Below are 18,904 nucleotides of genomic sequence, written 5' to 3' on the forward strand. Positions count from 1 at the left end.
CACCAGGAGCTAATCATGACCCGCCTCGCCACCGTTACCCTGCCCTCGGGCGAAACCGCCTGGGGCACCGTTTCCGAGGCGGGTTTTCACGCCCTCTCGCCGCTCTTCCCGCAGTATCCCACTCTGCGCGAGGTGGTGGCCGCCGGTGCCTGCGAAGAGGTCGCGCAAGCGGGCGATGAGCAGCCCGCGCAAACCGATTTCACCTATGAAATCCCGATCCCCTCGCCCGAAAAGATCATCTGCGTCGGCGTCAACTTTCCCGACCGGAACGCCGAGTACAAAGACGGCAAGGAGGCCCCGCCCAAGCCCTCGCTCTTCATCCGCTTCCCGCGCAGCTTCACCGGTCATGAGCAGCCGCTGATCCGCCCGCCCGAAACGCCCCAGCTCGACTACGAGGGCGAGATCGCGGTCATCATCGGCAAGGGCGGTCGCCGCATCCCCGAGAGCGAGGCGCTGAGCCACATCGGCGCCCTCACGCTCTGCAACGAGGGCACCCTGCGCGACTGGGTCCGCCACGCCAAGTTCAACGTAACGCAAGGGAAAAACTGGGATAATTCCGGCGCAATGGGCCCTTGGATCGTGCCCTTCACCGATGAGGCGCAAATCACCAAGGCCGATATCGAAACCCGCGTAAACGGCGAGCTGCGCCAGCAAGACAACACCGCGCGGATGCTCTTTCCCGTCGCCTTCCAGATCGCTTACATCAGCACCTTCACCACGCTGGTCCCCGGTGACATCATCGTCTCCGGCACCCCCACCGGCGCGGGCGCGCGCTTTGATCCGCCGAAGTTCCTCGCACCCGGCGACGTGGTCGAAGTCACCTCCCCCGGCCTCGGCATCCTGCGCAACACGGTGCAGGACGCGTAGGCTAGGAGACCCCCACCACCGCTAGATCTCGCCAACCTCCGGCCTCGGAAGCGCCGCCAGCAGGCTGACCACGAGGCTCCGGCACCGCTCCCCGGCCCAGCCTTCGGGCATGAACCGCGCGGGCACCTGCGGCGCGCGCAGCACCACGCGCCGCCACGAGTGCACCACCAGCGCCCTGAGGGCGGCCACCTCCACCGGGGCCAGCCCGGCAGGCACACGCACCGCGGCCAGCGCGCGCTCTAGCTCCGCCGCTTCCTCGAAAAGCGCTTCAGAACAAAGCCTAGCGCGCGCCCAGCCGGGCAGCTCCTCAACCCGCCCGGCAGCGAGGCCCGCCGCAGGCGCGGGCGATAGCACCGCACTCGCGGTGAGCTGCACCTCGCCCGCCCCGGCCTCCACAGCCCCCTCGCCCAGCGCCAAAAACCACGCCTCCGGCCCCTCCGCCCGGGCTGCATAAATCCTCGGCGCGGCCTCCTGTGAGCCGGCCCGGCCCTGCGCGGTCAGCGCGTGCACCGCACCCCGCCCGGCCTTGCGGCTCTCCAGCCAGCCCTCCTTGCGCAGCCGGTGCAGCGCCACCCGCATCGCCTCGGGCTTCACCGCCATCGCCGCCATGATCCGCCCCAGCGCAGCGCCGTCAATCGCGTCCCCTTCGGCGCGGGCAAGGTCTCCGAAAACGGTGACGATGAGCGACCACACCCGATGCGCCCCCGGCCTGAGCGGCGCGGCAGCGGCAAGGAATTCGGGCGAAAGGTCAGAGGGTTCGGGGGCGGCGCTCATGCCGCAAGCATAGCGCCACGCCGATCAGCCCGCCACCATGGTCAGCAGTTCGTATTCGGCCACCTCAGCGCCGTCCTGTTTGGTGATTTCCACCGCCCAGCGCACCTCGCCATGCTCTGCCGTGCGCCGCTTCTTGCCCGCCACGGTCAGCCGCACCGAAATGCTGTCACCGGGCACCACAGGTTGCATAAATGCAAGGCTTTCCAGCCCGGTGTTGGCCAGCACCGGCCCCTCCTCCGGATCCACGAACAGCCCGGCAGCAAAGCTCAGAAGCAAGTAGCCATGGGCCACACGCCCCGGGAAGAACGGGTTTCGCGCGGCGGCCTCCTCATCCATATGGGCATAGAAGGTATCGCCGGTGAACTCGGCGAAATGTTCGATATCTTCAAGCGTGATCTCGCGGGCTTTCGTCTCCAAAACCTGCCCCACCTCCAGCTCATCAAACTTGCGGCGGAACGGATGGCCCTCGCTGGCAACCTCCGGCGCGCCCTTCACATGCACCCCGCTCACTGCCCTGAGCATCTCGGGCGAGCCCTGCACCGCCGTGCGCTGCATGTAATGCGTCACCGCCCGGATACCGCCCAACTCTTCGCCGCCGCCCGCGCGCCCCGGCCCGCCATGGACCATATGCGGCATCGGGGCACCATGCCCGGTGCTCTCCTTCATTGACACCCGGTCGTTCAGATAAACCCGCCCGTGCCAGGCCGCGAGCCCCAGCACCGCCTCCCGCGCCACCGCCGGATCATGGGTGATGACAGAAGCCACCAGCGAGCCCTGTCCCCGCGCCGCGATCTCGCAGGCGTGGGCCATATCGCGATAGCCCATCACCGTGCTGACCGGCCCAAAGGCCTCTGTGTCATGCACGCGCACCGCCGCATCCGGGTCGGCACGGAACAGATGTGGCGCCACAAACGCTCCGCCCGTGGCCCGCGCGCCCACCGGGCTGAACCCTTCCATGCCGCCATAAACCAGCTCCGCCTCGGAGCCGATAATTGCTGCCTTTTCAAGCACATCCGCCGCCTGCCCCGCACTCACCAGCGCGCCCATCCGCACGCCCTCCTCGCGCGGATCGCCCACCGTGGTCTTGGCCAGCCGCGCCGAGATCGCCTCGATCACAGCCTCCACCCGCGCTTCAGGCGCCAAAATCCGCCGGATCGCCGTGCATTTCTGCCCGGCCTTCGCCGTCATCTCGCGGTGCACCTCTTTGACAAACAGGTCAAACTCTGGCGAGTCCGGCCCCGCATCCGGCCCGAGGATCGAGGCGTTGAGCGAGTCCTGCTCCGCCGTAAACCGCACCGAATTGCGCAATAGCGCGGGCGTGCCGCGCAGCTTCAGCGCCGTCTCCGCAGAGCCGGTGAAGGTCACCACATCCTGTGGGCCGAGCCGCTCAAGCGTGTCGCCCAGCCCGCCCGTCACCAGTTGCAGCGCCCCCTCGGGCAGCACGCCGGCCTCCAGCATCATCCGCACGCAGGCCTCTGTCACATGGGCGGTCGCCGTTGCCGGCTTCACCACCGCCGGCATGCCCGCCAGCAGGCAGGGCGCGATCTTCTCCAGCATCCCCCAGACCGGAAAGTTGAAGGCGTTGATATGCACCGCAACCCCCTCAAGAGGCACGCAAATGTGCCGCCCCCCAAAGCTGCCCGCCTTGCCGAAAAACTCAACGTCTCCGTCCAGCAACGGCCCGTTCTCGGGCAGTTCCTTCACCCCCTTGGAGGCGTAAACAAACAGCGTGCCGATCCCGCCATCGACATCAATCATGTGATCCACCGCCGTGCCCCCGGTGGTGTAGCTCAGCTCATAAAGCGCCTCTTTCTGGCCGCTCAGATGCAACGCCAGCGCCTTCAGCATCTTCGCCCGCGCCTTGAAGCCCATCGCCCGCAGCACCGGCCCGCCAACCGTGCGGCCATGCTCCAGCATCGCGCCCGCATCCAGCGCCGCATTGCCTGCGCGGCCAATTCGCTCGCCGGTCACCGCATCATGGATGTCCCGCGCCCCCTCACCCGGTGCCATCCACACGCCGCCCACATAGCTGCCAACTTCGATCATGCTGAGATCCTCCCTGTTGCCGGAATTAATTGACCAACCGGACGGTTTATGCAAACGATTCCGCAGGGAGGACAGCGAAATGAGCGAAACAATAGGCGTCGAGTCACGCGGCGACTGGGTGGAAATCACCCTGAACCGGCCGGAAAAACTCAACAGTTTCAACGAAGAGATGCATCTGGCGTTGCGGGCCGCGTTGGAGAGCGCGGCAGAAGCCCGCGCCGTGCTGCTCACCGGCGCGGGCCGCGGATTCTGCGCCGGGCAAGACCTCGGCGATCGTGACCCGGCCAAGATGGAGGGCACGCCCGACCTCTCGCAAACCCTCACCAATTTCTACAACCCACTGGTCCGCCAGATCCGCGCCCTGCCCTGCCCGGTGATCTGCGCGGTCAACGGCGTGGCCGCCGGCGCGGGGGCCAACGTGGCGCTGGCCTGCGATATCGTACTCGCCGCGCAATCCGCCAAGTTCATCCAGAGCTTCGGCAAGATCGGCCTCGTGCCCGACTCCGGCGGCACATGGTCCCTCCCCCACCTTGTTGGCATGGCCCGCGCCAAGGCCCTTGCTCTCACAGCCGAGCCGCTGCCCGCCGAAACCGCCGCCGACTGGGGGTTGATCTGGAAGGCCCTGCCCGACGATGCCCTCATGCCTGAAGCCCGCGCGCTGGCAGAAAAGTTGGCAAACGGCCCCACCCACGGCCTAGGGCAGATCAAGCAGGCGCTCCACGCCGCGATCACCAACACGATGGACGAGCAGCTCGACCTTGAGGCCGAAACCCAAAAGCGCTGCGGCGCGCACCCCGACTATGCCGAAGGCGTCGCCGCCTTCCTGCAAAAGCGCGCGCCCAACTTCGGGGCCAAGCCATGACCCCGCAAGAGCGCGCCGCGCAATCCGCCGCCGTGATGTGGGCGCAGGACGCGGCCTCCAAGTGGTTCGGCATGGAGCTGGGCGCAGTCGCCGAAGGCACAGCCAGCCTCACCCTCACCATCGCGCCGCACCACTGCAACGGCCACGGCATCTGCCACGGCGGGGTGATCTTCGCGCTGGCCGATAGCGCCTTCGCCTTCGCCTGCAACAGCCGCAACCAGTCCACCGTGGCCCAGCAGAACCAGATCACCTACCTCGCCCCCGGCCGCTTGGGCGAAACCCTCACCGCCACGGCCCGCGAAACCTCCCTCCAAGGCCGCACCGGGCTGACGGATGTGACCGTCACCGGCGAGGAAGGCCGCGTGATCGCCCAGTTCCGCGGCCTCTCCCGCGCCATCCCCGGCACCCTCTTCGATGAAGGGAATGAGCAATGATCGACCTCACGCCCCCCCGCGACACCCTCGACCCAATCGAAATCGCCTCGCGCGACGAGATCGCGGCGCTGCAACTCTCGCGTCTCAAATGGTCACTTACCCATGCCTATGAAAACGTGCCCTTCTATCGCGCCAAATTTGACGCGGCGGGCGTGCACCCCGATGACCTCAAGAGCCTGAAAGATCTCGCAAAATTCCCCTTCACGGTCAAATCCGACCTGCGAGACAATTACCCCTTCGGCCTCTTCGCGGTGCCGCGCGAGCGCATCTCCCGCGTCCACGCCTCCTCCGGCACCACCGGCAAGCCAACGGTGGTGGGCTACACCGCCAAGGACATCGACACATGGGCCAACCTCGTCGCCCGCTCGATCCGCGCCAGCGGCGGCACGCCCGGTGACATCATCCATGTGGCCTATGGCTACGGCCTTTTCACTGGCGGGCTCGGCGCACATTACGGGGCCGAGAAATTGGGCTGCACCGTCGTGCCCGTCTCGGGCGGCATGACAGAGCGACAAGTGACGCTGATCGAAGATTTTGGCGCCTCCATCATCATGGTCACCCCCTCCTACATGCTCTCGATCCTCGACCAGTATCGCGCCGCCGGGCTGGACCCGGCCAAGAGCCCGCTCAAGGTCGGCATCTTCGGCGCCGAACCTTGGACCAACGCAATGCGGGACGAAATTGAACAAGCGTTCAACATGCACGCCGTTGATATCTATGGGCTATCGGAAGTGATGGGCCCCGGCGTGGCGAACGAGTGTGTAGAAACCAAGGACGGGCTGCACATCTGGGAAGATCACTTCTACCCCGAGATCATCAACCCCGATACCGGCGAGCCGGTGGAAGATGGCGAGTTGGGCGAACTGGTGTTCACCACGCTCACCAAGGAAGGCATGCCGATCATCCGCTACCGCACCCGCGACCTCACCCGCTTGTTGCCCGGCAGCGCCCGGTCGATGCGCCGGATGGAGAAGGTCACAGGCCGCAGCGACGACATGATCATCCTGCGCGGGGTCAATGTCTTCCCCACCCAAATCGAAGAGCAGCTCCTTAAATGCCGGGGCCTCGCGCCGCATTTCCAGATCGAGCTGACCCGCGCCGGCCGGATGGATGCACTGACCGTGCATTGCGAGCACACCGGCGAGGCGGCCTCCGCCGAGGCATCGGCACGGGAGCTGGCCCATCACATCAAATCGGTCGTCGGCATTTCCGCACGGATCGAGGTGCATGAGCCCGAGGGGGTTGCCCGCTCTCAGGGCAAGGCGCAAAGGGTGGTCGACAACCGCCCGAAGGAATAGGCCATGGCCCGTCCGATTGCCGCAGACCACGAAGAAAAGCGCCGTGACATCCTGCTCACGGCGGCGCGGGTCTTTGCCGAAGGGGGCTATGACCGGGCCTCGATGGCCGAGGTGGCCCGGGCCTGCGGCATCTCCAAGGCCAATATCTACCACTACTATCAGGGCAAGGAGGCGCTGCTCTTCGACATCCTGGATGTGCACCTCAAGCGCCTGCGCGACCGGATTCGCGCGGTGGAGGCCGAAGAGGCCGAGCCCCGCACGCGCCTCGTGGCGATGCTGCGGGTGATCCTGCGCGATTACGAGGGGGCTGACCACAAGCACCAGCTCCAGATGAACGCGCTCGCCACCCTGCCCGCAGAGAGCCAGTCGGTGCTCAAAGACTATCAGCGCGACATGGTGCGCCGCCTCTCCGCCACCCTCGCCATGCTGGCCCCTGCCAAACTCGCGGCCTCCAAGGCGCGGATGCGCGATATCACCATGTCGGTCTTCGGGATGCTGAACTGGTTCCACATGTGGCAACCTCGCGCAACGCCAGCCGAGCGCGATGACTATGCCGCACTGGTGGCCCGGCTGGCGCTCGACGGTCTGGCCGGGGTGCAGGCGGATCGGTAACGCCGGGCCTCAGTGCCCCCGCCAAACCGCGCCCGGATACTCCACACGATAGCTCCGCCCGGCCTCAACCGCGTGCCACGGCCCAACCGTGCCATCCGGCCAGATCACCCGAGCCTGTCCGCCATCGGCAGCGCCAAGCCCAAAGTGAAGCGGCATCAATTGCGCGCCCGCGTGGCCACCGCCAATGGTGCGCTCCTGCGCCTCGCTCAGCCCCTCCGCCCGCACTTCCACCCATGCGCCCACCGCATCCCTGTTCGCCCCCGGCTGCACCGGCGCAATGGCCAGCCAATGCCCGGTGCCCTCGGTCACGTTGCGATACACCTCCATCGGTGCGCGGCGGTTCACCACCACAAGGTCCAGCCGCCCGTCGCCATCAAGATCGGCCAGCGCCGCGCCGCGCGAGCGCTCCGGCGAGGCGACACCCGCGTCCGCCGCCACCTCCCGAAACACCCCGTCCTCCCCCTGCATCAGCAGGTTGTTCGGGTCGTCCATCGCCATGCCCGGCATCTGATCAACATTGCCCTTGGCAATAAACAGATCAGCCCGCCCGTCGTTGTCCACATCGCCAAACTCGGCATGCCAACCGGTGGAGGGGCGGCCATCCTCTCCGGTGTGGGGGGTGGTGGCCGTGGTGCCGCTGCCATAGGGCGCCCGCACATAGCCCGCGCCATCCCACCCCATCAGCACCTGATCCCCCATCGAGGTCAGCATCACCTCGGGCCGCCCATCGCCCGTCAGGTCGCGGCTGGCAATGCCCATGCCCCAGATCGAAACCGGCTCGAAACCTTCGGCCTCGTTCAGCAAACGGGGCGCAGCCTCAAGCCGCCACATCTGCTCCGTGCCGCCCGAAACGTAGTAATGCCGGTCATTGGACACCCGCAAATCCTGCTGCCCGCGCCGCGCCCAATCCGAAAACAGGATCGAAAGCGCGCAGAACCCCGGCTCCAGCGTGGTCACAGGCCCGTAGCCCTCCGGCCCGGGCCGGTAGAGATGGTTCACGTCGCAGGCCTCAAAGGGGCCGTCCGGATCATCGCGATCAACGTAGTTGCCAAAGGCCAGCGTCGGCCAATCCTGCCCCGCCTCCCATGTGGCCGAAAAAGCCGTGCTCCAACGCGCGCCACCGTCAAAGCCCCAGCCAGCCCGCTCAAAGCCGCAATCGCCGGTGCCGCGCAGCAGGATGTTCTCGCCCACCCGGGTAAGTACAAGGTCACGCAGCCCGTCGCTGTCGATATCCACCGGAAAGGCGCCGGTCACATGGGTAATCTCGGGGAAGGCACCGGGGGCAAACGCCATATCCCCGCCGTTGCGCAGCAACACAGCCGGGGCCTCGCCACCCGCTGCCACAATCTCCGGCAGCCCGTCGCCCGAGCAATCGAACACCGCCACGCCACCGCCCACGAAATGCTCCCACCCGCCCGCGTAAATGTGCTTCACCGGCAGGGCGACCGGCTCAAACCGGGGCTCCGCCATGGCGGGACCGGCCGCCAGCGCCACCAAGCAAAGAAGTCGGATCATGCCGCCGGCCGCCCCACCAGTCGCTGCGCCGCCTCATCCAGCGCCAGCGCCGCCGCGCCGCGCGCCCAAACCAGATCACCCCAGGTATTCACCGTCACCTCCGGTGCTTTGCGGCCCTTGCCCACGATCAGCCCCGACATCTCGCGCATCACCTCATCCGCGTAGAGGTATTGGTACTGCATCCGCTCCCCCGAAAGGATGATGAGCGATGGATCGAAGAGGTTGATCACATTGGCAAGCCCGGCCGCCATGTAGCGACCGGCGCGGCGAAAGATGCTGATGGCCCCCTCGTTGCCCGCCTTGGCGCGGTCGTGCAGGCTTTCCAGCACCATCTGCGGCGAAAGCTGAAGGCGGCTGTCGAGTTCCAGCGCCGTGTGAGCCTCGCGCACGAGGGCATAATCCGAGGTATAGGCCTCAAGGCAGCCACGCTGGCCGCAGCGGCACAGCGCCCCGTCCAGCTGCACCTTTGTGTGGCCAAGCTCCAGCGCCACCGAATGTGCGCCGCGATAAAGCCCCTGCCCCAGCACCAACCCCATGCCAACGCCCTGCTCGATCGAGACAACGGCAAAATCCCGCGCCATCCGCCCGCGTCCAAACCAAAGCTCGGCAAGCGTCAGCAGGTTGGTGTCGTTGTCGATCCACGTCGGAATGCCGGTGGCCTCTGTCAGCAGTCGTGCCAGCGGCACCCCCTCGCCCTCCAGTACCGACGACCACAGCACCAGCCCCTCGGGATGATCCACCAACCCCGGAAGCCCCGCGCCCAGTGCGAGCACCGAAGCCGGATCGACTCCCGCCTTGGCAAGAACATCACGCACCAACTGGTCGATTTCGCGCAGCACCACCTCCAGCGAGCGCGCCTGTGCATCGCGGCTCAGCGTGGCTGAGGCCACTGTGTTGCCCGCCATGTCGGTAATCACCGCCGTGTGCTTGAACTCCGCCAGCTTCAGCCCAATCACATGGCCAGCGCCGCCACACACCCGGAGCGAAACCGGCGGGCGTCCGCGCCCACCGGGCCGTGGGGTGCCCTCAACCTCCTCGACCAGCGCGCCGCCGATCAACTCAGAAACCACCGCCGTCACCGTCGCAGGGCTGACATCAAGCGCCCGGGCCAGATCGACACGCGCAATCAGCCCGGCGCTGCGAATGACCTCATAGGCCAAAAGCAGCAACGGGGCCGACGCTTCAGCGTGCGGCTGTCCGCGGATCGGCCCGCAGCCAGCAAGCCGGGCCTCCGCCTCGCCGTCATTATGCGACATCTCAATCTGCATTACTTCAACTTATCAAGTTAATGATCACTCCCTGCCTTCCAGCTAGACATATGGAGGCAGAGATACGCAAGTTTTTAATCACGAAGCGAACAACATGGCAGTCACCGCGTCACAATGTGGAACATTTATTTTGACAACCAAACGAAATGTCGCCAGTTTTATCCTGCCTGAACGAAAGAGTCGGGTGCCCAGTCACGCCGCCGGGCGGGCCGGGTTGAACCTTTGGGAGGACATCATGAAAAAGACGCTTCTCGCCGCCGCTCTGGCTTCGGCGGCCATCACCGCACCAGCTTTCGCCCAGACCGTGGGCGTGTCCTGGTCGAACTTTCAAGAAGAACGCTGGAAAACCGACGAAGCCGCCATCAAGGCCGCGCTCGAAGCCGCCGGGGCGACCTATGTGTCGACCGACGCGCAAAGCTCGGCCTCCAAGCAGCTGACCGACGTCGAAAACCTGATTTCGCAGGGCGTCGACGCGCTGATCATTCTCGCGCAAGACAGCCAAGCCATCGGCCCCGCCGTGCAGGCCGCCGCTGACGAGGAAATCCCGGTCGTCGGGTATGACCGCCTGATCGAAGATCCGCGCGCCTTCTACCTGACATTCGACAACGTCGAAGTTGGCCGCATGCAGGCCCGCGCCGTGCTCGAAGCCGCGCCCAAGGGCAACTACGTGATGATCAAGGGCTCGCCCACCGACCCGAACGCAGATTTCCTGCGCGGCGGCCAGCAGGAAGTGCTGCAATCGGCCATCGACGCCGGTGACATCACCATCGTCGGCGAGGCCTACACCGATGGCTGGCTGCCCGCCAACGCCCAGCGCAACATGGAGCAGATCCTGACCGAGAACGACAACAAGGTCGATGCGGTCGTGGCCTCCAACGACGGCACCGCCGGCGGCGTTGTTGCCGCGCTCACGGCGCAGGGCATGCAGGGCATCCCGGTGTCCGGCCAAGACGGCGACCACGCCGCGCTGAACCGCGTCGCGCAAGGCACCCAAACGGTCTCCGTCTGGAAAGATGCGCGCGCCCTCGGCCACAAAGCCGGCGAAATCGCCGTGGCCCTCGCCAATGGCACCGCCATGGCTGACGTCGAAGGTGCACAATCCTGGACCTCGCCCGGCGGCTCCGAGCTGACGGCCGTGTTCCTCGCCCCGGTGCCCGTCACCGCCGAGAACCTGACCGTCGTCACCGACGCCGGCTGGATCGAGAAAGACGCCCTCTGCCAGGGTGTCACCGGCGGCCCCGCGCCCTGCGAGTGATCCGCAGCTTCTGACGTCTCCGGGGGCGGCCACCGCGCTGCCCCCGGCACCTCGCCCGCTAAGGCGGCCACACAACACACCTAATTTCCGGGGGAGAGCGAGCCTTGAGCGACGCCACTTCTGACCACGCGGCATCACCTCGCCGCCCACTCCTGCAAACGCTGGAAGTCGATGTCCGCCTGCTCGGCATGATCGGCGCCTTTCTGGCGATCTGCATCGTGTTCAACTTCTACACCGACGGGCGCTTCCTCTCGGCCCGCAACATCTTCAACCTCACGATCCAAACGGTCTCTGTCGCCATCATGGCCACAGGCATGGTCTTCGTCATCGTGACCCGCCACATCGACCTCTCCGTCGGTGCCCTGCTGGCCTTCTGCTCCGCCGTCATGGCGATGTTGCAGGCGCGCTGGCTGCCCGGCCTGGGGCTGGAGCTCGGCTCGCCCCTCATCGCCCCGCTGGCCGTGCTGGCGGGCCTCGCCACAGGCGTGGTGATCGGCTGCTTCAACGGCTGGCTGATCGGCTATCAGGGCATCCCGGCCTTCATCGTCACCCTCGGCGGTTTCCTCGTCTGGCGCTTCGCCGCGTGGTATCTCACCTCCGGCCAAACCATCGGCCCGCTCGATCAAACCGTGCTGCTCTTCGGCGGCTCCGAGGGGATCCTCGGTGAAACCTGGTCCTGGGTCGTCGGCGCGGTGCTCGCCGGGTTGTCGGTGCTGGCAATCTACTCGGCGCGGCGCAACAAGGTGCGCCACGAGTTCCCCGTCAAACCCGCATGGGCCGAGGCCGTCATGGCCACGCTGGCCGCCGGGGCGATCCTCGGCTTCGTCTGGCTGCTCAACAGCTACGACATCCCGCGCGGCAAGCTGCGCCGCATGTTCGAGGCACAGGGCCAAGAGCTGCCCGAAGGCTTCACCACCGGCCACGGCCTGCCGATCTCGGTGCTCATCCTGATCGCCGTTGCAGTGGTGATGACGGTGGTCGCCCGCAAAACCCGCCTCGGGCGCTATATCTTCGCCACCGGCGGCAACCCCGACGCCGCCGAGCTCTCGGGCATCAACACCAAGCGGCTGACGATCAAGGTCTTCGCCATCATGGGCTTCCTCTGCGGCCTCTCCGCGCTGGTCGCCCAGGCCCGCCTGCAAAACCACGCCAACGACATCGGCACGCTCGACGAGCTGCGGGTGATCGCGGCAGCCGTGATCGGCGGCACCGCGCTCGCCGGGGGCTCAGGCACCATCTACGGCGCCATCCTCGGCGCGCTCATCATGCAGTCCATCACCTCCGGCATGGGCATGGTCGGGGTCGACGCCCCGCTGCAAAACATCGTCGTCGGCTCGGTCCTCGTCTTCGCGGTCTGGATCGACCAAGTCTATCGCAAGCGCATGGGGGTCAAGTGATGGTCGACAGAACAGGAACCCCGCTGGTCCAGATGACCGATATCCGCATCGCCTTCGGCGGCGTGCAGGCGGTCGATGGCGTGTCGATAGATCTCTACCCGGGCGAAGTCGTCGGGCTTCTGGGCCACAACGGCGCAGGCAAATCGACACTGATCAAGATCCTCTCGGGGGCCTATGCCGCCGACTCCGGTGAAATCCGCATCAACGGCGAAAAGGCCGAGATCACCTCGCCCCGCCACGCCCGCGATTACAACATCGAAACGATTTACCAAACCCTCGCGCTGGCCGACAATCTCGACGCCCCCGCCAACCTCTTCCTCGGGCGCGAGCTGACCACCTCCCTCGGTTTCGTCGATGACGACCGGATGGAGGCCGAGACGCGCAAGATCATGTCGCGCCTCAACCCCAACTTCAAAAAGATCAAAGAGCCGGTCTCCGCCCTCTCCGGCGGCCAGCGCCAATCCGTCGCCATTGCGCGGGCGGTCTATTTCAACGCGCAGATCCTCATCATGGACGAACCGACCGCCGCGCTCGGCGTGCATGAAACCAAGATGGTCGCCGACCTGATCCAAGAGCTGAAGTCGCAGGGCCTCGGCATCTTCCTGATCTCCCACGACACCCGCGAAATGCTCGACCTGTGTGACCGTGTCTCGGTGATGAAGAACGGCAAGCTGGTGGGCACCGAACGCGTCGAAGACGTAACCGAAGACGACATCCTGTCGATGATCATCCTCGGCAAAAACCCGGTGCGCGACGGCGCTGAGGAACCTGCCTGATGTTCCTCGGTCTCGATCTCGGCACCTCCGGCCTCAAGGTCGTCCTCATCGACGACGCGCAAAACGTGGTGGGAGAGGCCCACGCCCCCCTCACCGTGCAGCGCCCGCACCCCGGCTGGTCCGAGCAGTCGCCCGCCGACTGGCTCGCCGCCACCGAAACCGCACTCGATACGCTGGCCGCCCGCCACCCGCTGGCCAAGGTGCAGGGCATCGGCCTTTCCGGACAGATGCACGGCGCAGTCTGCGTCGATGCCTCCGATGAGGTGCTGCGCCCCGCAATTTTGTGGAACGACACCCGCAGCGCCGAAGAGGCCGCCGCGCTTGACGGCGATGCAGCGTGGCGCGCGATCTCGGGCAACATCGTCTTTCCCGGCTTCACCGCGCCCAAGGTGCACTGGATGGCCGCGCATGAGCCCGCCCTGCGCGAGCGCATCGCCCGGGTGTTTCTGCCCAAGGATTACCTGCGCTATTGGTTGACCGGCGAGGCCGTGTCTGAGATGTCCGACGCCTCGGGCACCTCATGGCTCGACACCGGCGCGCGCGACTGGTCCGAAACCCTGCTCGCCGCCTCTGGCCTCACCCGCGAGCACATGCCAAGCCTCGTTGAAGGCTCCGCCCCCTCCGGCACCCTGCGGTCCGTTCTGGCCGAGCGCTGGGGCATGGGGCCAAACGTGGTGGTCGCTGGCGGCGGCGGCGACAACGCCTGCTCCGCCGTCGGCGTCGGCGTGGTCGGCAAGGGGCAGGCCTTCGTCAGCTTGGGCACCTCCGGCGTTCTGCTGGCTGCAACCGAAAGCTACGCCCCCGCCCCCGAAACCTCGGTGCACACCTTCTGCCATTCGCTCCCCGGCATCTGGCACCAGATGGGTGTGATCCTCGCCGCCACCGATGCGCTCGAATGGTATGCCCGCCTCACCGGCTCCCCGGCGGCGCAGCTCACCTCCGAGCTTGGCCCGCTCAAGGCCCCGGGCCGCGCCCTGTTTCTCCCCTATCTGGGCGGCGAGCGGACACCCCACAATGACGCAGCCATTCGCGGCTCGCTCACCGGCATCGAGCATGTGACCGATCTCGATGCAGGCACCCGCGCCGTGCTTGAAGGCGTCACCCACGCCATCCGCGATTGCCACGATGCGCTTGCCGCCACCGGCACGCACTACGATAGCATCCTCGCCGTCGGCGGCGGCTCGCGCTCCGACTACTGGCTTTCGGCCATCGCCACCTCGCTCGGCGTGCCGGTGGAAATACCGGTCGCGGGCGACTTCGGCGGAGCCTACGGCGCTGCCCGCCTCGCCCTCATGGCCGCCACCGGCGCCGGGCCGGAAGCCGCCAAACGCCCCGAAATCGCCCGCGTGATCGAGCCCGTGCCCGCGCTGCAAGACGACTTTGCGCAGGCCCACGCCCGCTACCAAGCCACCTACAAAGCACTGAAAGGCCTCTCTTGATGTCCTATTTCGCCGGTATCGAAGCCGCCCAATACGAAGGCCCCGAAACCACCAATCCGCTCGCCTTCCGCCATTACAACCCCTCCGAAAAGCTAGGCGACAAGACGCTTGAAGAGCACCTGCGCTTCGCCGTGGCTTGGTGGCACAGCTTCGCATGGGAAGGGGGCGATCCCTTCGGCGGGCGCACCTTCGAGCGGCCATGGTTCGGCAACGAGATGGAAAAGGCCAAGGCCAAGGCCGATGCGGCGTTTGATCTCTTCGCCATCCTCGGCCAGCCCTACTTCTGCTTCCACGATGTCGATATCCGCCCCGAGGGCGCGGATTTTTCCGAGAACACGGCAAACCTCGAAGAGATGGTCGATTACATCGGCACCAAGATGGAGAGCGCCAAGACCAAGCTCCTCTGGGGCACCGCCAACCTCTTCTCGCACCGCCGCTTCATGTCTGGCGCCGCCACCAACCCCGACCCGGATGTGTTCGCCTTCTCCGCCGCCACCATCAAAACCTGCATGGACGCGACGATCAAACTCGGCGGCGAAAACTATGTGCTCTGGGGCGGCCGCGAGGGGTATGAAACCCTGCTGAACACCGACCTGAAGCGCGAGCGTGAACAGGCCGGGCGGATGCTCTGCATGGTGGTCGATTACGCCAAGAAACAGGGCTTCAAGGGCACCATCCTGATCGAGCCGAAGCCGCAGGAGCCGACCAAGCACCAGTATGATTACGACGTGGCCACGGTTTACGGCTTCCTCAAGGATTTCGGGCTTGAGGGCGAGGTGAAATTGAACATCGAGCAGGGCCACGCCATCCTCGCGGGCCACAGCTTCGAGCATGAGCTGGCCCTCGCCGCCGCCCTCGGCGTCCTCGGCTCCGTCGATATGAACCGCAACGATTACCAAAGCGGCTGGGACACCGACCAATTCCCGGTGAGCTTGCGCGAAACCACCCTCGCCTATTACGAAATCCTCAAGGCAGGCGGCTTCACCACCGGCGGCACCAACTTCGACGCCAAGCTGCGCCGCCAGTCGCTCGATCCCGAAGACCTCGTGGCGGGCCACATCGGCGCAATGGACATCTGTGCGCTGGGGCTGAAAAAGGCCCACGCGATGATCGAAGAAGGCTCCCTGCAAGCGGAACTCGACGCGCGCTATGCCGGCTGGAACGACCCCGCCAGCAAGGCCATGCTCACCTCCGACCTCTCCACCATCGCCGAGCGCGTGGCGCAAGACGGCCTCAACCCCGAGCCCCGCTCCGGCAAGCAGGAAAAACTCGAAAACCTCGTCAGCCGTTTCGTCGCCTGACGCCCAATGTAGCCCTTGACGACATTGTCGCCATGGGCTACATTTCGCCCGTTTGATAGACATCCGCTACACCCGTGCCGCCGCCAAGGCGCTGTCCCGTCTGCCCGCCAACACGCGCGATCGCATCCGCTCGAAGATCGAAGCCTTCGCCGCAAATCCGGCGTCGCAGGCCAACAATGTCACCGCCCTCAAGGGCCGCGAAGGCATTCGGCTTCGGGTTGGCGCGTGGCGGGTTATCATGAGTGACGAGGGCGTGGTGCTGGCCGTGCTCGATGTCGGGCCGCGTGGTGGCATTTATGACTGAAGGAGCGCCGCGATGAATGAAACCGTCACCATCCCCCGCGCCGATTACGAAGCGCTTGTGGAAGCCTCCGAGCTGCTGGCCGACCTTCAGGCCCATGACACGGCCCGCAGCGCCCTCGCCACCGGCGCGGAAGAACTGCTGCCCACCCATGTCGCCAACCGCCTGATTGATGGCGACAACCCGCTGCGCGTCTATCGCGAGCACCGCGGGCTGACTCAGGTCGCACTCTCCGAGGCCTCCGGCGTCAACCGTGTGCAAATCGCCGACATCGAATCCGGCCGCAAAACCGGCTCGGTTACGACCCTGCGCAAGCTCGCCGATGCCCTCTCGGTCGGCCTCGACGACCTCGTGCCCTGACCTTCTTTCCCTTGATAAAGGTCCGATCCGGCCCTACCTTGTGACTCTAAGGAGGATCGACTCATGACCGACAAGACCCCCGATACCACCCTCAAACACATGATAGGGGCCGCCAAGCGCCAGCCTGCCGAGGGTGCACACCCGGCCACCAAGGCCGCCCTGCGCCGCACCACGGCACCGGACGCCGCCCGCAAAGACCAATACGCGCGGATCGAACGCGGCATCACCGCCTGAGGCCCTTGCCAACCGGGCATTTTTGGCCAAACCATCCGGGCAGCCCACTGCCCGGATGACCCATGCCGCACCACCGCCCTGCCCGCACCTCCTATGACACCGTGATCATCGGCGGTGCCGTCATCGGGGCCTCCGTGGCTTGGCACCTTGCCACCTCTCCCGATTACAGCGGCTCCATCCTCGTGATCGAGCGCGATCCGAGCTTCGCCCAAGCCTCCACGGCCCTCTCCAGCTCGTCGATCCGGGTGCAGTTCTCACACCCCACCAACGTTGCCATGTCACTCCACGCGGGTAAGGTCATCGCCCGCTGGCCCGAGGAAATGGGCACTGCAACCGACAAACCCTCCCTCGGCTACCACCCCGGCGGCTACCTCTTCTTGGCCGAGACCGAGGCGCAAGACGCCACCCTGCGCGCAAACCATGCCACCCAAAGAGCCGCCGGTGCCGATGTATCGCTCTGGTCCCCCGCCCAGCTCTCAGCGGCCTTCCCGCACCTCATCACCAATGACATCCGCCTCGCCTCCTACGGCAACGCGGGCGAAGGCTGGTTCGACTCGGCGATGATGATGCAGGGCTACCGCGCCCGCGCCCGCGACGCCGGGGCAGAGCTGCTGACGGGCGAGGTCACCGCCCTCACGCGCTCTGGCCCCCGCATCACCCATGTCACCCTCGCCAGCGGCGATGTCATCAGCGCGGGCAACGTCGTCAACGCCTCCGGCCCCCGCGCCGCGCTCACCGCCCGCATGGCCGGGCTGCACATTCCGGTCGAGCCGCGCAAACGCACCTCCTTCGTCTTCGACTGCGCAACCAACCCCGAAGGCAGCGCCACCGTCAACGCGGGCCGCCTGCCGCTGATGATCGACCCCTCCGGCATCTACGTGCGCCCCGAGGGCCGCTACTTCCTCACCGGATGCGCGCCGCCCGTCGATACCGCCGTCGATTTCGACGATTTCGAGCCACGCCACGAAGATTTCGAAGAAATCATCTGGCCTGTCCTCGCCGCCCGCTCCACCGCCTTCGAAGCGATCAAGCTGATCAACTGCTGGGCCGGCCACTACGCGATGAACACGCTGGACCATAACCTCGTCGTCGGTCCCTCCCCCGAGGTCGAAAACTTTTTCTTTGCCAACGGCTTCTCCGGCCACGGGCTGCAACAGGCCCCCGCCGTCGGGCGCGGGCTGGCCGAGCTGATCACCCACGGTCGCTACACCACGCTGGACCTCTCCCCGATGGGCTACGCCCGCATCGCCGCCTGCTCGGAACAGATGGAAACCGCCGTCATCTGAGAGCGCCCGCGCAAAAAACTTTCGCCGATTTGAAACTGTCCTCCACCCCGCTCCGTATCTCTCTTCAAGGGCAACACGCCCAGGATACCAACAGGAAGGACTTTCCAATGCTTCGCACTCTCACACTCGCCGCCACCGCCGCCGCCCTCACCACCGGCGCCGCCATGGCCGCCAACCCAACCGTCGGCGGCGCGCCGATGCTGGTCGAGCGCAACATCGTCGAAAACGCGGTGAACTCTCCAATCCACACCACCCTCGTCGCCGCCGTCAAACAAGCCGGCCTCGTGGATACGCTGGCCTCCGAAGGCCCGTTCACCGTCTTCGCGCCGACCGATGCCGCCTTCGCGATGGTCAAGCCCGAGTCGCTGAACGCCCTGATGCAGCCCGGCGCCAAGAAGCAGCTCACCGAGATCCTCACCTGCCACGTGGTTGGCGCCAAAGCCATGTCGAACGCCATCGCAGGCATGATCGCCGATGACGGCGGCAACCACCCCGTCGAAACCCTCGGCGGCTGCACCCTTCAGGCCAAGATGACCGGCGGCAAAATCACCCTGACCGACGAAAACGGCCGCACCGCCACCGTCACCGTGGCCGATGTCGAGCAATCCAACGGCGTGATCCACGTGATCGACCGCGTGCTCCTGCCCAAGCAATAACCCTCCACTCACAAAACAGCCGCCCGCCGCCCCGCGCGGCGGGCAGCACCAAAACCAAAAAGCGCCTCCTCAACGGGGGCGCTTTTTTGTCTGGCGAGAAAGAATGGTGCCCCCACACGGACTCGAACCGCGGACCTACTGATTACAAATCAGTTGCTCTACCAGCTGAGCTATAGGGGCACTCGGCGGCTCGATAGCGCGGAGTTTTGCGCGGTGCAAGCCC

At 66.2% G+C, this 18,904-nt stretch carries 19 protein-coding genes and 1 tRNA gene; 15 read left to right on the forward strand and 5 right to left on the reverse strand.

What is annotated here, in order from left to right:
- Positions 1 to 15: 15 nt before the first annotated feature.
- Positions 16 to 867 (forward strand): fumarylacetoacetate hydrolase family protein, encoded by an 852-nt coding sequence (locus tag FHY55_RS14440; protein WP_140014866.1) that lies wholly within the window; start codon positions 16 to 18, stop codon positions 865 to 867.
- 21 nt (positions 868 to 888) lie between these two features.
- Here the strand turns inward: FHY55_RS14440 and FHY55_RS14445 are convergent, their stop codons facing one another.
- Positions 889 to 1,641: a PaaX family transcriptional regulator C-terminal domain-containing protein gene (locus FHY55_RS14445; RefSeq protein ID WP_140014867.1), complete on the reverse strand. Its 753-nt coding sequence runs from the start codon at positions 1,639 to 1,641 to the stop codon at positions 889 to 891.
- Positions 1,642 to 1,665: 24 nt separating this feature from the next.
- Complete coding sequence (gene paaZ / locus FHY55_RS14450; RefSeq protein WP_140014868.1) at positions 1,666 to 3,687, reverse strand: phenylacetic acid degradation bifunctional protein PaaZ; 2,022 nt, start codon at positions 3,685 to 3,687, stop codon at positions 1,666 to 1,668.
- A 79-nt stretch (positions 3,688 to 3,766) separates the two neighbouring features.
- On the opposite strand from paaZ, the gene paaG reads away from it, so the two are divergent.
- The 4 genes from paaG to FHY55_RS14470 are packed head-to-tail and all read left to right on the forward strand — an operon-like array spanning position 3,767 to position 6,893.
- Positions 3,767 to 4,549, forward strand: coding sequence for a 2-(1,2-epoxy-1,2-dihydrophenyl)acetyl-CoA isomerase PaaG (gene paaG, locus FHY55_RS14455; RefSeq protein ID WP_140014869.1), 783 nt, complete (start codon positions 3,767 to 3,769; stop codon positions 4,547 to 4,549).
- Positions 4,546 to 4,983, forward strand: a complete 438-nt coding sequence (gene paaI / locus FHY55_RS14460; protein WP_140014870.1) for a hydroxyphenylacetyl-CoA thioesterase PaaI — start codon at positions 4,546 to 4,548, stop codon at positions 4,981 to 4,983. Before paaG ends, paaI begins: the two co-directional genes overlap by 4 nt.
- Positions 4,980 to 6,281, forward strand: a complete 1,302-nt coding sequence (paaK, locus tag FHY55_RS14465; protein ID WP_140014871.1) for a phenylacetate--CoA ligase PaaK — start codon at positions 4,980 to 4,982, stop codon at positions 6,279 to 6,281. Before paaI ends, paaK begins: the two co-directional genes overlap by 4 nt.
- Before the next feature lie 3 nt (positions 6,282 to 6,284).
- Positions 6,285 to 6,893, forward strand: coding sequence for a TetR/AcrR family transcriptional regulator (locus tag FHY55_RS14470; RefSeq protein WP_140014872.1), 609 nt, complete (start codon positions 6,285 to 6,287; stop codon positions 6,891 to 6,893).
- A gap of 9 nt (positions 6,894 to 6,902) precedes the next feature.
- Here FHY55_RS14470 and FHY55_RS14475 read toward each other — a convergent pair whose 3' ends face one another.
- Positions 6,903 to 8,408, reverse strand: a complete 1,506-nt coding sequence (locus tag FHY55_RS14475; RefSeq protein ID WP_140014873.1) for a CRTAC1 family protein — start codon at positions 8,406 to 8,408, stop codon at positions 6,903 to 6,905.
- Positions 8,405 to 9,676, reverse strand: a complete 1,272-nt coding sequence (locus FHY55_RS14480; protein ID WP_140014874.1) for an ROK family protein — start codon at positions 9,674 to 9,676, stop codon at positions 8,405 to 8,407. The genes FHY55_RS14475 and FHY55_RS14480 overlap by 4 nt, the downstream gene beginning before the upstream one ends.
- A gap of 235 nt (positions 9,677 to 9,911) precedes the next feature.
- Here FHY55_RS14480 and xylF point away from each other — a divergent pair, with 235 nt between their 5' ends.
- The 10 genes from xylF to FHY55_RS14525 all read left to right on the forward strand — a co-directional run bounded on the left by xylF (position 9,912) and on the right by FHY55_RS14525 (position 18,681).
- Entirely contained in the window at positions 9,912 to 10,931 is a 1,020-nt protein-coding gene (xylF, locus tag FHY55_RS14485; RefSeq protein ID WP_140014875.1) for a D-xylose ABC transporter substrate-binding protein, read from the forward strand.
- A gap of 104 nt (positions 10,932 to 11,035) precedes the next feature.
- Positions 11,036 to 12,328, forward strand: coding sequence for a sugar ABC transporter permease (locus FHY55_RS14490; RefSeq protein ID WP_254695321.1), 1,293 nt, complete (start codon positions 11,036 to 11,038; stop codon positions 12,326 to 12,328).
- On the forward strand, positions 12,328 to 13,104 hold the full coding sequence (locus FHY55_RS14495; protein ID WP_140014876.1) for an ATP-binding cassette domain-containing protein: 777 nt from the start codon (positions 12,328 to 12,330) through the stop codon (positions 13,102 to 13,104). The genes FHY55_RS14490 and FHY55_RS14495 overlap by 1 nt, the downstream gene beginning before the upstream one ends.
- Complete coding sequence (gene xylB, locus FHY55_RS14500; protein ID WP_140014877.1) at positions 13,104 to 14,543, forward strand: xylulokinase; 1,440 nt, start codon at positions 13,104 to 13,106, stop codon at positions 14,541 to 14,543. Before FHY55_RS14495 ends, xylB begins: the two co-directional genes overlap by 1 nt.
- Positions 14,540 to 15,844 carry a xylose isomerase gene (gene xylA, locus FHY55_RS14505; protein ID WP_140014878.1) on the forward strand — a complete coding sequence of 435 codons (1,305 nt, stop codon included), beginning with the start codon at positions 14,540 to 14,542 and terminating at the stop codon, positions 15,842 to 15,844. Before xylB ends, xylA begins: the two co-directional genes overlap by 4 nt.
- 52 nt (positions 15,845 to 15,896) lie before the next feature.
- Entirely contained in the window at positions 15,897 to 16,148 is a 252-nt protein-coding gene (locus FHY55_RS14510; protein WP_140014879.1) for a type II toxin-antitoxin system RelE/ParE family toxin, read from the forward strand.
- Positions 16,149 to 16,160: 12 nt separating this feature from the next.
- Positions 16,161 to 16,505, forward strand: a complete 345-nt coding sequence (locus FHY55_RS14515) for a helix-turn-helix transcriptional regulator (protein WP_140014880.1) — start codon at positions 16,161 to 16,163, stop codon at positions 16,503 to 16,505.
- Between the two features lie 63 nt (positions 16,506 to 16,568).
- Positions 16,569 to 16,739 (forward strand): hypothetical protein, encoded by a 171-nt coding sequence (locus FHY55_RS20565; RefSeq protein WP_168223018.1) that lies wholly within the window; start codon positions 16,569 to 16,571, stop codon positions 16,737 to 16,739.
- A 62-nt stretch (positions 16,740 to 16,801) separates the two neighbouring features.
- On the forward strand, positions 16,802 to 18,025 hold the full coding sequence (locus FHY55_RS14520) for an FAD-binding oxidoreductase (RefSeq protein ID WP_140014881.1): 1,224 nt from the start codon (positions 16,802 to 16,804) through the stop codon (positions 18,023 to 18,025).
- A 107-nt stretch (positions 18,026 to 18,132) separates the two neighbouring features.
- Complete coding sequence (locus FHY55_RS14525; protein WP_140014882.1) at positions 18,133 to 18,681, forward strand: fasciclin domain-containing protein; 549 nt, start codon at positions 18,133 to 18,135, stop codon at positions 18,679 to 18,681.
- 104 nt (positions 18,682 to 18,785) lie between these two features.
- Here the strand turns inward: FHY55_RS14525 and FHY55_RS14530 are convergent.
- Positions 18,786 to 18,861: transfer RNA gene (locus FHY55_RS14530), tRNA-Thr, on the reverse strand.
- Between the last annotated feature and the right edge of the window lie 43 nt (positions 18,862 to 18,904).

Origin of the sequence: Oceanicola sp. D3, from assembly GCF_006351965.1 — a bacterium.
Lineage (GTDB): Bacteria > Pseudomonadota > Alphaproteobacteria > Rhodobacterales > Rhodobacteraceae > Vannielia.